This window comes from Paenibacillus pectinilyticus (assembly GCF_001700435.1).
GTDB classification, from domain to species: domain Bacteria; phylum Bacillota; class Bacilli; order Paenibacillales; family NBRC-103111; genus Paenibacillus_E; species Paenibacillus_E pectinilyticus.
The window spans coordinates 856,965-873,807 of sequence record NZ_LYPC01000014.1; the positions used below are offsets into that span (position 1 = coordinate 856,965).

Consider the following 16,843-nt stretch of genomic DNA (forward strand, 5'->3'; position numbering starts at 1 on the left):
GATATGAATAGACTCGCTATTTAAGGGAGGAGAGACCATACGATGGAGGAGTTACAACAGTTCCAAGAGTTCAAAGGCAAGGTCGCGTTGGTTACAGGTGGTACGAAAGGGATTGGCTTTGGTGCAGCCAGACGGTTGGCTCAGGGAGGCTGCAGCGTTGTGATTTGCGGCTCTCGTACCGATGATGGAGAAGAAGCGGCAAGCATGCTGCGAAATGAACAATTGGAAGTTCGTTTCAAGCATGCGGATGTTCGCTATTCAGATAAAGTGCAGGAGTTAATCCGATTCACCATTGCAACGTATGGCAGACTCGATATCCTGGTCAACAGTGCAGGCGTGCAGCGGTATGGGGACGCAACGGAAACGAGTGAGTTCGTATGGGATGAAGTGCTGGATATTAATCTGAAGGGTATGTTTCTAACGAGCAAATATGCGATTCCGGAAATGCGCAAAGCCGGTAAGGGCGCCATTGTGAATGTGTCCTCTGTGCAGGCGTTCGCTTCGCAAAAAGGGGTTGTCGCCTACACGGCAAGCAAAGGCGGCATTAATGCGATGACACGTGCGATGGCTTTAGATCATGCCCATGAGCAGATTCGGGTGAACGTCGTTTGTCCTGCCTCCGTCGATACGCCGATGCTGCGTTGGGCAGCAGATCAGCATAAAGGTGAGCAGACACAAGAAGAGGTGCTTGCTTCTTGGGGCAACATGCACCCGATTGGACGCGTGGGGACGATGGAAGAGGTCGGTGAGCTGATCGCATTCCTAGCCAGCGATAAGGCCGGATTCATTACAGGCGCAGAGTACAAAATCGATGGCGGCATGCTAGCGGCATTAGGCGTGCATTTGCCAGAATAAGAGGAGTTAGGAACATGAAAATCACAGATATCCGCGCAACAACGGTCATGATGCCGCTCGAAGCACCGCTTCGTCATAGTAATGGGGCTCACTGGGGGAAGTTCGTACGTACAATTATTGAAGTGGAAACGGACGAAGGTATCATTGGATATGGGGAAATGGGTGGAGGAGGAGAAAGTGCAGAAGCTGCTTTCGCTGGATTGAAATCCTATCTCCTCGGACATGACCCGTTTCAGCTGGAGGAACTTCGTTTCAAAATCTGCAATCCAACGGCGAGTTTGTACAATAATCGTACACAGCTACATGCTGCGGTGGAATTCGCTTGTTTGGACATTATGGGGAAAAAACTCGGCTTACCCGTACATCAGCTGCTTGGCGGTAAAGTCCGTGATGAGGTCAAATTCGCCAGCTATTTATTCTATCGGCTGCCTAACGAGCAAACGGGTGAGGGCGAGGTTCGCACAATTGAACAACTCGTAGCCCATTGCACAGAGTTGAAGGAAAAGCACGGGTTCCACGTGCATAAGCTCAAAGGCGGCGTTTTTCATCCAGACTATGAATTGGCCTGTTATAAAGCGTTGGCGGAAGCTTTTCCCGAGGATCGGCTTCGCTATGATCCGAATGCAGCCTTGTCTGTTGAGGATTCGATCCGTTTCGGGCAAGCGATTGAGGGGCTTAACAATGACTATTTCGAGGACCCAACTTGGGGCTTAAATGGCATGCGCCGTGTTCGTTCCATGGTGCGAATCCCGACAGCTACGAATACGGTCGTCGTGAATTTCGAACAATTAGCTGCGAACATCCTTGATCCCGCAATCGATGTCGTGCTGCTTGATACGACTTTTTGGGGTGGAATTCGCCAGTGCATCAAGGCCGCAGGCGTTTGTGAAACATTTCAACTCGGGATTGCCGTACATTCTTCAGGCGAGTTAGGGATTCAATTAGCGACGATGCTGCACCTCGGTGCTGTTGTGCCGAATCTAGCTTTTGCGGCGGATGCGCATTATCACCATTTGCAGGACGATATCCTCGTTGGCGGTAAAATGAAATATGTGAATGGCGCGATTAGCGTGCCAGAGGGTCCAGGTTTGGGGATCGAGGTCAATCTGGACAAAGTTCGCGAATATGCAGAAATGTATAAGGAATTCGGCGGTTATCCTTATGACCGTGATCCATCGCGTCCAGATTGGTTTCCGCTTGTGCCGAACGATCGTTGGGCGGATCATCGCCGTTAAAAGGGAGGACATCAGATGGCTTATTATCCTAGCTGGCAAGGCAAACAAGCAGTCATCCCGTTCGAGGATGGTGAGGTGTTTTTTGACGGTATATTTACGGAACCGCAGCTTAACCATCCAGAATGTCTCGTTTTCGATGAGTATGGAAATATCTGGTGTGGTGGCGAAAAGGGAGAAATCTACCGGATAGCGTCCGATGGCAGTCGAATCGAGGAGATGGCTTCCACGAAGGGGTTCACGCTCGGGCTTGCTTTTGATCAAGCAGGCATATTATATACTTGCGATCTAAAACATAGTGCCGTATTTCGCTTCAATCCGCACAATGGGGAATTGCTGCCCTTCGCTGAAGGAGATGGCCAAGGGAGAAAAATCCGTGTACCAAATGTACCTGTGGTGGACCAAGCTCGCGGGGTGCTTTATGTTAGCGATAGCTACGATCCGTATGAGGCAGGGCCTGGGATATGGCGTTTTGATTTGGCAACGGGCAAGGGACAGTTGTGGTATAATAAGCCTTTAAGATTTGCGAACGGACTTGTGCTAACGGCAGCTGGTGATGCGTTATTTGTAGCAGAAACCTTTGCACGGCAAATTAGTCGAATCCCCATTCTTCCTGATGGATCCGCTGGAGAAAAAACCGTTGTTGCCAATATCGATGCGTTGCCTGATGGCTTGACACTAGATGCCGAGGGTAATCTGTATATATGCTGCTACGAGCCTTCGCTGATCTATCGCTGGAGGGAAGATACGGGCGTCGAGCTACTGTTCTACGATCCAGAGGCGCACCTGCTCTGTCATCCAACAAACGGTGTCGTCAGAGGTCAAGAGCTATTCGTGTCCAATTTAGGTCGATGGCACATTACACGGATTCGCTTAACGAATGAGGTGAACAAGGATTGAATCGATATCGTAAACAGCGCAATTACGGCTGCCGCATTCATGATGCTGTAACGTATCAAGGCATGCGGACGATTGTTATGGAAAATGAGCTCGTTCGTGTTTCCATTCTGGCGGATAAGGGAACGGATATTTTTGAATTTCTATACAAACCGCTCGATTTGGATTATATGTGGTTAAGTGAGCAAGGCGTACATAATCCTAACGCTTATTTACCCACTTCGCCAGACGCCGTGTCCACGTTTATTGACTATTACGAGGGGGGCTGGCAGGAGGTGTTTCCAAATGGCGGTCCGCCAAGTGGAAATGCTGGAGCTGCATTCGGACAACATGGCGAGGTGGCTCAAATGCCGTGGGATGTGGACATCATCGAAGATGTCCCTGAACGGATCACGGTCCGTTTCTCGGTTCGAACGAAGAAGCTGCCTTGCCGACTCGTGAAGACCTTAACGCTGGAGAGCGGTTCAGCTGCGTTGACCATTCATGAGCAATTGGATAATGAAAGCGATGTGGCCCTGCGGTACATGTGGGGGCAGCACATCGCACTTGGCCAACCCTTCCTTAGCCCGGGCTGTGTAATCGAGCTTCCGCAAGGGGTGCGTATTCAAACCGAGACTCCAGAATCTGAGATGAGTGCGCCAGGACGAATAAGGCGTGGAGACTCACCGTTGTGGCCAATTGCGTCAGATCACCAGGGCAATGAACTTGATTTGTCGATCCTGCCTGAACGTGAAACGGCTTCGGACATTGTCTACCTGTACGGATTCGAATCTGAAGCGTGGTACACGGTTCGGAATCCAAGCATACAGGCGGGCTTGAAGGTGGAATGGGATGGCGCGGTGCTGCCGTACTTGTGGTATTGGCAGGAGTTTGGCGCTAGCAAAGGGTATCCCTGGTATGGCAGGCACTATAACATTGGTCTTGAACCGTTCGCTGGCTACCCGACCTGGGGACTGGAAGAAGCGATTCACAATGGAAGTGCGGGTACGATCGGACCGCGCGGTAGGAATCAGTTCACGATGAGGGTGACACCGTTTCAACTGTAATTGCCTGGATTTGAAAATGATGAAATCTTGAAGAATAATGAGCGATGAGAGAAACAGTAACCTTAGGGTTGCTGTTTTTTTTGATGTTGTGGGGTAAGCGGAGCTTCTACGTTGTAAGAGTAGCCGTTTATTCTGTGTATTTTTAGTCAACGTATCGAAAAAGTAAATTGACTACAAAAATAAATAAATGTATACTAAAATTGTTGTAAGTGCTTTCATTTCTTCATGACGAAAGGAAGGAGGAGATGGATTGGCTAGGTACTAAGCAGCTAGTACAAGGCAAAAGTGTTTGGGTTATCCATGCTTTAGCACAAATGACAAGGTGGAAGGTGGAAAATAAATGAGATGGTTCCGGCAAATAACAAGCGCCAGAAGTGCAAAACACACCAGAAGCACAAAATGGCACACTAGCACCACAAGCGCCAAGCTGCTTTCATTTTTACTTATTTTGGTTATGTTCATGTCCTTCTTGCCGGTACAGCAGGCATTCGCAACAGATACACAAATCAATGATAACAACGGCTCCATTACCTATTCAGGTGCATGGACGTATGATACGACCGGTGCTTCAGGATACATCAATAACGATCAGCATTATGCAATTACGAACGGGAATTATGCGCAATATACGTTTACGGGTACATCGATTAAATGGATCGGCCCGAAGAATGTGGACTGTGGCATCTCGCAGGTCTATATCGATGGAACCCTGGTGGCGACGGTAGATATGTACGCAAGCTCATGGCTGAAGCAGCAAGTGTTATACAGCAACACGTCCCTGACGAATGCCAGTCATACGATTAAAGTGGTCGTGACTAACACGAAGAATGCCTCGTCTGCAGGTTATTATTCCTCTATTGATGCATTTGCTTATGACACTGTCGTGACGACTGGGGAGAAAATTTTCGCGGATAGCCTAGCTGGAACAGCACGTAGTAACGCTACCCAACACGAGCTGGGGCAGGTGTTCAATGTCACCGTATCGGGACAAATTACAAAGGTTAGACTGTATGCCGTTTCGCAAGAATCTGGCAATCATACGGCTCGCATCTGGCGGAATTCAGATGGCGCGAAGCTTACGGAATTCACAGTGCCATCGTCTGTATTTACGGGTGTTAACAGTTGGGTCTCCTATTCGCTGCCAACGCCGCTAGCGATATCTCCGAGTACGGACTATACCGTTTCGGTATCGACGGGTACGGACACAGGCTATTATTGGGGCGGCGGTACGAATGCCAGCGCTGGCAGCAATGGACAGCATGTGAATTGGCCTGCCAATTCAGCCCGATTTACAGATACGATGGGCGCGATGCCAGCAACGACACCATCTGGGGGGGAGAGCTACTTGCGGGATATTGAATTTGTACCTGACACGATCACGTCAGAGAAAATCTTCACAGACACGACAACGGCACCTTCCGTTAACAACGGGTTTCCGGTAGAGCTGGGGGAAGTCTTTCAATCATCCGTTCCTGGTCAAATTACGGCAATCCGGGTCTATGCGACTGCAGCGGAATCGGGCAGCCATACAGCGCGAATCTGGCGTAATCATGATAATACCGTTGTTGGAGGACCTTACACGATTACGTATGGTGGAACAGCAGGGTGGATTACGTATTCGCTGCCAACGCCGATTTCAATCACAGAGCTGATCGATTATACGGTTTCAGTTTCAACCGGCACGGATACGAACAAGGCAATCCCGCTGACTAGCTTGCCGAATGCAGGCAACAATGGTTCCCATCTGAGTTATCCGATGAAAGCGGGTCGATTCACTGCCAATGTGGGCCAGCGTCCCAATGTCGTACCTTCTGCGGCTGACAACTATTTGCGAGATGTCGTTTTTGTCGCGGGAACATTACCTGCACCAGATGCAAGTCTAACGAAGCAATCGCTTGATGGCAGTTGGCGAATTGCCCAAGACACGGGAAATACGGGCATTTCAAGCCAATGGTTCAATGTCGCGAACTATCCCTTTAATTCAGCTATGAATATACAAGTACCGGGAACCATTTATGAGGCATTCCCTAGCTATAACGGCATAACATGGTATGGGCGCTTCTTCAATGCCAATCTAACGGTTGCCTCTGATATGAAATATTATATTAAATTTGGTGCTGTGCAATATAAATCGCAGGTATGGGTCAACGGTCAGAATTTGGGTACCCATGAAGGCTCAGACACACCTTTCGAGGTAGATGTTACCTCTGCGCTAGTCCAAGGAGGCAATTTCATTTCCGTAAGAGTGGAAAATCCGAAGGGCGTATTAAGCAGTGGAGCTGTGCCAGTCTTTTGGGATAATGGCGGGATTGTACAGCATGTTGATTTGGTCAAACAACCGAAGCTGAGGGTGCTAGATGTATATGCTAAACCTGATATTTCCACGGGTAATATTGATCTACAGATCACACTTGAAAATAACACGGGGGCATCGCAAGGGGTTACACTTAGCACCGCTTACGGTGTGTTTAATGGCAGCAATATTGGCACGGTGAATGCCAGTGTGACAGCGCCTACAGGGCAATCGGTGTCCACGATGACAGTAACAGTACCGAGTGTCCATTTATGGAGCCCGAGTGATCCCTACCTCTATTCGCTCAGCATTTCTGCCGTTTCGGGTGGCAAAACAGATGTTTATGCCATTCCAAGGTTTGGCTTCAAAGATTTCCGTATCGTGAACGGCTACTTCATGCTGAACAACCAACGGATCTTCCTCAAAGGCGTTCATCAGAATTTCTATGATCCCGTGAATGTGCAAGGGACGGCTCGCGATATGAGTCTCTTGGGACAGGATTTTGATAAGCTGAAGCAGGCTGGCTTCAATATGTATCGCTCGATTGCAGCAGCGGCACTGCCCGAGCAGTTGGATTTGGCCGATGAGAAAGGCATCCTCATTTATGAGGAGCATCAGGGCTCGTGGAATTTGTCTGACGCAAGTAAATTCAATCTATCTGTTTCTGATGTGATCAAACGAGACCGCAATCGAGTGAGCGTAGCTATGTTCGGGCTTTTGAATGAAAACAAGAATAATGCCGTCTATACAGCAGCGAAAAACTTCCTGCCTACGCTTCGTACCATCGACACGACCAAGTTAGTCATGTTGGGCAGTGCACGGTGGGATAATGATCTCACGACCGGATCGGCATCCAATCCAGGCTCCTCCACATGGAATGTCTACCTCGGAGGGGAATCACCGACATCTCCTGTATCGACAGGAAGCATTTCGGATCTCCTGCCGATGAACCCGGCGGGAGCGTTTACCCCAGGAGCGGGTGATGTTCATGTGTATAATACGTTTCCAAATACATGGAATTTCATCAACTCCTTTGCAAGTCTCGGTAGCACGACAAACAATATTTTTGTATCTGAAGCGGGTGTTGGAGGCATGTTCAACGCGATTGATGAAGATCGCAAGCTCCATCAATACAACGCGGGACCACTAGTCGTGCCTTGGTCATGGACAACGAATAAAATAGCGGCCCTGAATGCGATTTGGACGAAATATGGGATGTCTAGTGTGTATCCGAATATCGAAGATGCAGCGATCGACAGTCAAAAATCAGAGAGCAAGCAAAGGGCGCAATTGTTCAGCACGATTCGGAGCAATCCGAAAATCATGGGTTACAGCTTAACCAGTCTTACGGATTCTGGCGGATCGCAAGAAGGAATTATGACAAACTTCCGAGATTGGAAAGCAGATATTCTCCCTGTACTTCAAGATGGCTGGGCCGAATTGAAATGGAATCTGTTCGTCAATCCGATGACGATCTACACGAATAGCACTTTCCACGTCAGAGTGAATCTGTCGAATGAAGATGTTCTTACGGCGGGTACGTATCCATCAACGCTGACGATTAAAAATGCAGGGGGAACAGCCGTGTGGACGCAGAACGTTAATATTGTGATCCCAAGCGGCACGAATCCGCCATTTAGTTATGCGGTTTATGATGCGGATATCACCGTACCTGGCTTGGTCGAGGGCGATTATACGCTGAACGCGACACTGAACACTGTAACGAATGCGAAAAGCAATACGCTGGGCTTCAAAGTGTTTAGCACGGCGAATCACCCAGGCAGCCTTGGTCAAGTGACGGTGCTAGGCGTTACCCAAGCCGTAAGGGATTTACTTACGAGCAAAGGCGCTACTTTGCATGAGTATAACGCAAGTGAATCACTGAACAATGAGGTCATTGTTGTGGGCAATTCGGTAACGAATAATGCAGCGACATGGCGGCCATTGTACAAGAAAGCAGCAAGCGGAGCGCAGATCGTATTCTTATCCAGCAATGTGTTCAGTGGCAATACCGGGCCAAACAAATGGATTAAAGTGGCCAATAAAGGGGACCAAAGCGGCGTGTATAACGGTTTGGGCTGGCTCTATCATGCGGAGCAACTAGCTAAACCGACAGGCATTCTTAACACATTACCAGCGAAATTGATGTCACCTGATGTGTACGGCGATATGCTGGGTACTGTGAAATATTTGCGCAATATTACGGCGCCTACGGTGACAACTGCCTTCTCCATTGATGATAACGGCAGCAACTCCTATGCGGATGGGCTCTTGATTGGAACCTATAATGAGTACGCGGGTAAATTCACCGTCAATACGTTTGATTTGATGAGCAATATTGGTAAGCCTGTGGCAGATCGGATGATTCTCAACATGGTGGCTTATGCCAAGTCGACGACTTCCGCGGTTCAGGCGTTGCCAGCTAATTATGATACAGAATTAAACACATATGGGATTGTGGATTAAAATGTGATAGTAAGGTGCCGGAAGCTGGTCGTCTCCATGATTTGGCCGGTTTCCGGTTTTTCTAGAAATGCACGCCGATTCTTCCTTGAGGGCGGTGCACTTGGTCATTGTGGTTCCCATAACACATGCGGATAGAACACGAAACTGTAAAATGACCCTAGTCGGGAGTGAGTACGGTGGAAATAAGGAAAGCTATGGAAACGATCGATATCCGGCAGATCACAATCGGTGGCGAAATCGGTAGACGCATCGACGTGACGGCTGTTAACAACTTGTTAGCTCTCAACGTGGAGCGTGATTTTCTATCCCCTTTTCAAGAAGAATGGCATAACGAACAGGAACTAGGCGACTATGTCGGTTTGGGGAAGCTGATCGATGCATTGGCGAGACTTGCTGCTTATAAGCAAGATGCGGCGATAACCGATCTTAGGGAACGTGTGATTTCTCAAGTAGTCGCTATGCAAGAGGCGGATGGGTACATCGGCATCATGCCCATGGAATCTAGGTTTAATCGGTTGTGGGATATCCATGAGATTTCCTATTTGATCGTGGGCTTGGTATCGGATTATCGATACTGGCATGAGATAAGATCACTCCATACGGCATGCCAGCTTGCTGATTATCTAATGAAGCAATGGAAAGCGACACCAGAGGCGCTCCCTGAAATCTATATTGGCACATTAGGATCGGAAGAAGCTTTTCTGGCGCTATATGAACAAACCAATGAACCTAAATATTTAGCTTTTTTAACGGAGTTTAGACGGTTTCAAGAATGGGAACGACCGATTGTCAAAGGACGATTGAACAACGTAGAAGGGCATGTTTATGATTATTTGAGCAGACTCCTCGTCAAATTTAAATTACACGCCCATATTCAAGATAATGCGATACAGGCGCAAATCGAGCAGGTCATGGATTTTATGCTAAATCAAGATGGCATGGTGATCACAGGTGTTGCGGGTGAAAATGAATGCTGGCAGGATACCCAAGAAGGGTTGGGTCATCTAGGTGAGACGTGTTCAACCGCTTATTGGATCTTTCTATTGGATATGTTAATGAAGCATACGCAAGATGCCAGTTATGGCGATGTAATGGAACGGACGATATACAACGGATTGTTCGCCGCACAATCACCGGATGGCAGGAAAATTAGGTACTATGTACCTTTTGATGGGCAAAGACGTTACTTCCATCTGGACACGTATTGCTGTCCGAATAACTACAGAAGAATCATATCCGCACTGCCAGAAATGGTGTACTATCGCACCGAAGATGGGGTGGCCGTGAATCTGTATACGGCTTCAGAAGCAAGGTTTGAATGGACGTCTCCAATCAGCAAGACAGATCGAGCGAGTAAGATCGATCGAACAAGTGAAGAGAGAACCACTAAATCTGATCCATCAAACCGAGCTGTGACAACTCTCATCCTGCGGCAGGAAACGGACTATCCGCGATCAGGGCATATTAAGCTGCATATCGATGTGACAGAGTCTGTGCAATTTGTTCTGAAGCTGCGCATTCCTAAGTGGTGCAAGGGTGCAAGTGTAAGCGTAAATGATGAAGTGATGACGACGGGGGCTGTCTCGGGGAAGTTTTTGGAGGTGGATCGCGAGTGGAGCACGGGAGATCAAGTGAAGCTGGAATTACCGATGCCCTATCGATTAATAAAAGGTAGGAAAGCCCAATCAGGCAGGGTTGCTGTTATGCGAGGGCCTATTGTCTATTGCTTGAATCCCGCTAAACAAAGTGGAATGGCAGACATGGACCTGCGACTAGTCACTTGTGATACCAGTTCCATTGAGGGTGAGCATAACGACGGGGGGGTTATGGATAAGGGGTCTACCTGCTGCCTGAAAGCTTGGGGGCCATATCGGCATGGTCCTGAAAATCAACCTGATTTGGACCTCGTCTTGACGGAGTTTCCAGATCCTAACGGGCAATCGGTTTATTTCAGGGTAGCGGATCCAAGTGCTGACCATTTGCTTGAAGATGAACTTACCGAGTTACATTTGAAAAGAATAGAATCGTAAAGCAGTCTTGCTGAGCAAGGCTGCTTTCGTTTACAGTGGTATCAGAACAATTGCAGAACGGTAGAGGCAGCAACACGACGTAAAGGTGATGAGCAGATTGGATAAAGAAACATCCCATCAGGAAATACAAGGTTGGCCTATCGTACATCATGTTGGTGATGTTGTCGTTCAAGCTGGTTATATTCTTGAGACAAGAACAATATCTGATTATGAATTAGTCTATTTTCCAGACGGTGCAGGCACGATCTATGAGCTGGAAGGAAGAGCAATTCCACTCGCATCACCCGGATTTATTTTTACCCGCCCCGGTGAATCTCATCGCTATAGGTTCGCACCTGACAAGCCGGTGCGTCATTTATTTGTCCACTTCGATTATGAGGCTTTGCTGCAGGAAGCGCGGTTTTCCTCTTTGCTCGGCGGGGAAGTCATGTTCGCCGAGAACGGGAATATGCTTGTAGCTAACCTCATGAAGCGTATTCTGCGCATGGCCAATGAACAGGCCACAGGCTGGCAAAGCCGGCTGGCGGTCCTGCTTGCAGCGGCACTAGAAGAGCTTTCCGCAAATGCAAGCAGCATGACGGGGAACACGGCACGTGCTATGCCAGCGCCTATTTTGAAAGCGATTGCTTATATGGAGGAGCATCTCGCCGAAGCCATCACCATTGAAGCGATCGCCAGTCAATCTGGCTGGTCGCATGAACATTTTACCCGTATGTTCGTAGCGGCTATGGGCCTTACTCCGAAGCGGATGCTGCTTGAGCGCAGGCTTTTTCGGGCAGAGGAGCTCATGATGCGCGGGGCCGGAACGGTAAAACAGATTGCCTACTGGGCAGGCTTCGGGGATGAGCATCATTTTTCCAAAATGTATAAACGAATCCGTGGCATTACGGCAACAGCGTACATTGCTCAATGTCAAAATCCACTTTACCGCCATACGGCAGAGTTAGCCTTTGATTCGGATACCCCGTACCCCCTTAATCGTCATATTCATGTCCAAATGGATATCAAATAAACACATCGTTTAGAGGTTTTGATCCATTGAGAATATCCGCATCTTCTTGCAAAATAAGGGTATAAGCAGGAACTAACTAGGAGGAATTCATAGATGGGGACATATTACACACCTAAGTCTAGAGAGCGTCTGGATCGTTATTTGGTTAGTGTCAAAGACTACTCTCACTACCACCGGGAAGGATATCTGATTGTGAAGGGTCTCCTATCAAAAGAAGACATCGCAGAGCTCTACGACATGGCGGAACGATCACGCTTGAGTAAAGAAAAAGCTCCTTCTTCTGCAACAGGAAATAAGGATGATAATCCGTTGAAAGAGGAATTTGCCAAGGCTACCCGCATTCATATGCTCTCGAGATTAGAAGCGGCTGCGGAACGCGGAATGCTCCATCCTCGTATCCTCGATGTGACCGAAGCGTTAATCGGGCCGGATATTTATGCCTTGCAATCGATGCTTTTCCTAAATCCGCCTGGTCGAGGTGGCCAAGGATGGCATCAAGATGCCTGTTACATCAAAACCCACCCGGATACATTAATCGGGGCGTGGATTGCCTTGGAAAAAGCCGATGAGGAAAACGGCTGCTTATGGGTTGTACCTGGCTCAAATCATGAACCGATTTATCCACCGGACGGTGTCGGGGGAGGTAACGTTCACGCGTTAAGCGCGTTTGAAGATTTGCATGCGGTGCAGCACGTCAGCCATTTGGATGACGAAGTGAATACGCTCTCCAAAGTCGCAGCAAACTATCCACCAGCGATTCCGGTGCCGCTAGAACCGGGTGATGTGCTCTTTTTCCACTCACATTTGCTGCACCGTTCCTATCCGAATCGTACGGAAGATCGCTTCCGTCGGTCGTATGTATGTCATTATTGCAACGCCCGTTCATGGGTACCATGGGATCACGATGGCTACGAAGGTGACTCTGGCAACTATCGACAGATCCTGGCACGCGGGCGCACGCAGCTGCCGTATGCAGAGCCTGTATTTGGAACGGAAGTGTTTTTGGCTGACGAGGATACACAATCCGATAGCGTCTCGATGATGGGGATGGATGATGGCATGATGATGCCTGTAGCTGAGAAGAAATGAGTGGGGTTCCAACGTGTGAAGGAGAGCTAGGAGATGCTCTTTTGCAGGTAGTACATGGAATTTCTAGGTATCGAGAACGTACGTTCTAAAATTATGTAGTGAACGCTATACCAACATATAGGCTTTACCACCGAAATAATAAGGGGAATTAGGTATCAAGGATACAGGAGAAGTGGACGACCTAGGATAACAGAGAAGTCAGGAGTCTAGGATACAGGATAAATAGGGGGCCTAGGATAACAGAGAAATCAGGAGTCTAGGATACAGGGGAAGTGGGGGATCTAGGATAGCGGAGAAATTAGGGGTCTAGGATACGGGAGAAGTGGGGGTCCTAGGATAACAGAGAAATCAGGAGTCTAGGATACAGGAGAAGTAGGCGACCTAGGATAACAGAGAAATTAGGAGTCTAGAATACGGGTGAAATGGGGGATCTAGGATAACAAAAAAACAGGGAATTCTGATTCCTCATCACGCTTGTTAATTTACAATATTATCCAATTGTGGAACCTTGATACCTTCCAAACGAGGATAGGCAAACTTCCGCCTTTTGGGAACGTACGTTCCACATTAATTCGTTTGTTGTGTTAAGCCAAGGACTCAAATCAATTAATTCTATTTCATTCAATACTCAATGCAATTGATTGCATGTTAAACGATGGCTCCGTCTAAGAAAACAGGCTGCTTCAAGTAGATACATCTACTTCTGAGGCGGCCTTTTCTATTTGCTTTATAAGTTAAATATGCATAATGATCTACAATTTAATTTAATTGACCTCAAAATGTTTGGATTGTATACTAAATATACATAAATGAAAAGGCTTACAATTTATATAGGAGGTGAATAGTCACCAAAACTTGCGCAAGTAGTCTACGTAATTTGTCTTCGTATCTAAACAATTGGAGGATCAATGATGCTACCTAAAAAAGTGAAAAGTGTACTGATGGCTATCGGCTTACTTACTGTCTTAATGGTTTCCGTCATCTTGCTTCCAATGGGGAAAGCTTACGCGACGCCTACACAGGTGAATGACAATAGTGGAACGATTACCTACTCAGGGTCATGGACCTACGACAATACAGGCGCCAGTGGCTATGTCAATAGCGACCAGCATTATGCCAGTACGTCGGGGAACTATGCACAGTTTACATTTACGGGAACTTCGATCAAATGGATAGGTCCTAGGAATGTCGATTGCGGTAAATCCGATGTGTATATTGATGGTGTCTATGATTCTTCAATTGACATGTATGCCTCCTCATGGCTGAAACAACAGGTCTTGTTTAGTAAAACAGGGCTGTCGAATGCCTCGCATACGATTAAAATCGTCGTGACCAATACGAAGAATGCGTCTGCCAGCGGCTACTATTCTTCCATTGATGCTTTTGAATATGATACTGTGATCAATTCTGTAGGTAATGGCTCGTTCGAAGCGGGTTCAGGCACAGCAGCAACAGGTTGGAGTCTCGGCACCAACCATGCCAGAGCGAATGATAAAGCACATGATGGCAGCTACTCGTTGAAATCGACGGCGACATCGACGGCAGTTTCCAGTACAACCGTCGCGGTTACGGCGAATACGACTTACAAGCTGTCTGTTTGGATTTATAAGAACAATAATCAAGGTGTCGCCTATGTCGATATGAACGATGTTGCTGGCGAAGCGCAAATTGGTGTTTCTAGCGGAGCTGGCGGCGGGCAGTGGGTTTACAGTGAGGATATCTGGAATAGCGGCGCTGCAACCAGCATAACGCTCCGCTGTGTAACGGATAATAGTCCAACGGATGCGATCTGGTTCGATGACATCCAATTAGTGGCGCTGACAGCTGGGCCATCTTGGAGTTTAAGTACATCAGATACGAGTCTCGTTCTGAGCGAAACAAATGCCGGACCTCTGGTCGCTTCGCTCAAAAATCCGACGCAAAATTTCAACTGGGCTTCGACGGCAACGACTGTCCCTTTGCTTAGTAGGGTGGATATTGGGGCGACAGCTTATACGCCGAATTGGGTATATGCCAGTGCAGCGGTAGACACAACCTTGGGAACGAAAGTAACCCTGACCTATAACAGCACGACACCAGCCCTGCAGCTCAAGTCGATATGGTTGGCCAAACCTGGTGTGGGTCCAGTTACGCATACAATGACAATTCAAAATAATACGGGTAGTGTCATTACCGTTTATCCACAAGAATCCATGGATGTCAGTCTTAAGGGCACGGTAGATCCCGTCTTGTGGCGTTTTAATAAAGATGCTGCAGCTCCGAATGCGACTGGTGTGTTTAAGGATACGTTGACCAACGGGTCGAATATTACCGCCATGACGGATTCCAAAGCGAACAGTGCAGGGGACAACGATAATATTCCGCTGGTTTACCTAGACAATGGAGGAACGCACGGAGTGTATGTGGCGTGGGAGTGGCCACATGGCAGGATCAACGTAACGGCAAGCGGTTCAACGCCGGTTACGACTAGAATCAAAGCGGGTGTCAATACGGATTTTAAAACAGACATTCCCGTTTCAGGTGTATTTAATGTCCCAACCGCATACATCGGAACCTACAATGGCACCGTTGATGATGGCTCGAATAGTTTTAAGAAATGGCAATTCAATTATAATATTCCGGCAGAAATGCGAACGAATACAGCAGAGCCTTTCGTGCAAGTGAACGCGCCGAACGGAGCGGCGAATGCTGCCTATTATCCGTATGGCGCCCAATATGAGGCTCCGCTGACGACGTATTTGAATTCATCGCCAACACCAACCAGCTATGGCATTCAATCCATCGTTCAGGATTATGGGTGGTGGGTTGCGAATCATGAGGGGGATTGGCAGGCAGACCCGACCAATTGGCCGAGCGGCAGCGTGGCTAGTTCTGGAGCGCTCATGCATACCAAAGGGCTGAAATTCAACTTGTATTTCTTGCTTCATGATGCACTGGATAATGATCCGAATGCCTTAACCTCCATTGGGCCAAATGCGCATCCGACTTGGTTCTCCAACCGAAATATCGATGGCTACGGAAACTCGGTTGATTTGGGGGATACATCAGCTGTCGCGTGGCTGCAAACGAGATTAGCTTCCTTAATGACCACGTATCATGTGGACACGTTCCGCAATGATTTTGAACCTATTGCTTATACGAGTAATCAAATCAATCGCCATAAATATGGCACAGATACGATGTACTGGAACGCGACGGGCTTCTATGAACTGCTGGATTATTTGTATGCGAACATTACCGCCTTCCGATACGAAAATTGTAATGCCGGCGGCAATCTGAAGGATTTTGCCACGTTGAAACGTTCCAGTGTGGTGTATTCAACAGATGTCTATGATCCTTTATCGAATCGCAAAGTGTTCTATGATGCTTCCTACGCGATACCTTCCTTGCAGTTGCAACAGCCAGGGGATATCAATACGAGCTGGGGAACGGGGACAGACAAAGATTATGCGTTCCGCAGCTTCTTGCTAGGGGTTCCGCATAATTCGGAGTCGACTGCCGGAGCTTCTGGGGCTTTTACCGCCGATACGCTGACGTTTATGAACAAATACTACAACCTTTATAATTCGAGTATCAAACCGCTAGTGCGCAATGCGAATTTGTATCACATTCTGCCAAGACCGGATGGCACGAATTGGGATGGCATCCAATACTTCGATCCTAACACGTCGAATGCGATTAAAGGCGCGGTGTTCCTCTTCATGCCTACAAATGCAGGCGGAAATACGAAGAACATTAAGTTCATGGGCCTAAATCCAACGACGACCTACACGCTGGAGTTCGCTGATCGTACGGCTCAGAACACAACAGCAACAGGTGCAACACTAATGAGCACAGGACTGAATGTGACTTTCACAGGAACAGGGAAAGCATCGGATATCATTTGGATTAAGTAAGGATAAGGGCTGAGATTTGAAATAACA

Annotated in this window: 9 protein-coding genes; all 9 read left to right on the forward strand. The window is 47.9% G+C overall.

From position 1 onward, the window contains the following. Window positions 1-42 precede the first annotated feature (42 nt). The 9 genes from A8709_RS10650 to A8709_RS10690 all read left to right on the forward strand — a co-directional run bounded on the left by A8709_RS10650 (window position 43) and on the right by A8709_RS10690 (window position 16,816). Window positions 43-855 (forward strand): SDR family NAD(P)-dependent oxidoreductase, encoded by an 813-nt coding sequence (locus tag A8709_RS10650; RefSeq protein ID WP_065852324.1) that lies wholly within the window; start codon window positions 43-45, stop codon window positions 853-855. 14 nt (window positions 856-869) lie between these two features. Beyond that, window positions 870-2,090, forward strand: a complete 1,221-nt coding sequence (locus tag A8709_RS10655) for an enolase C-terminal domain-like protein (protein ID WP_065852325.1) — start codon at window positions 870-872, stop codon at window positions 2,088-2,090. A gap of 15 nt (window positions 2,091-2,105) precedes the next feature. Next, entirely contained in the window at window positions 2,106-2,987 is an 882-nt protein-coding gene (locus tag A8709_RS10660) for an SMP-30/gluconolactonase/LRE family protein (protein WP_065852326.1), read from the forward strand. After that, complete coding sequence (locus A8709_RS10665; RefSeq protein ID WP_065852327.1) at window positions 2,984-4,030, forward strand: DUF4432 family protein; 1,047 nt, start codon at window positions 2,984-2,986, stop codon at window positions 4,028-4,030. The genes A8709_RS10660 and A8709_RS10665 overlap by 4 nt, the downstream gene beginning before the upstream one ends. Before the next feature lie 340 nt (window positions 4,031-4,370). Further along, window positions 4,371-8,789 carry a DUF4082 domain-containing protein gene (locus tag A8709_RS10670; RefSeq protein WP_065852328.1) on the forward strand — a complete coding sequence of 1,473 codons (4,419 nt, stop codon included), beginning with the start codon at window positions 4,371-4,373 and terminating at the stop codon, window positions 8,787-8,789. Between the two features lie 176 nt (window positions 8,790-8,965). Next, window positions 8,966-10,819: a beta-L-arabinofuranosidase domain-containing protein gene (locus tag A8709_RS10675; protein ID WP_065852329.1), complete on the forward strand. Its 1,854-nt coding sequence runs from the start codon at window positions 8,966-8,968 to the stop codon at window positions 10,817-10,819. Between the two features lie 88 nt (window positions 10,820-10,907). Beyond that, window positions 10,908-11,831 carry a helix-turn-helix domain-containing protein gene (locus A8709_RS10680; protein WP_065852330.1) on the forward strand — a complete coding sequence of 308 codons (924 nt, stop codon included), beginning with the start codon at window positions 10,908-10,910 and terminating at the stop codon, window positions 11,829-11,831. A gap of 93 nt (window positions 11,832-11,924) precedes the next feature. Next, the gene (locus tag A8709_RS10685; RefSeq protein WP_065852331.1) at window positions 11,925-12,920 is read left to right on the forward strand and encodes a phytanoyl-CoA dioxygenase family protein; all 996 of its coding nucleotides are present in this window, start codon (window positions 11,925-11,927) and stop codon (window positions 12,918-12,920) included. Window positions 12,921-13,831: 911 nt separating this feature from the next. Then, entirely contained in the window at window positions 13,832-16,816 is a 2,985-nt protein-coding gene (locus A8709_RS10690) for an alpha-galactosidase (protein WP_065852332.1), read from the forward strand. Window positions 16,817-16,843 lie beyond the last annotated feature (27 nt).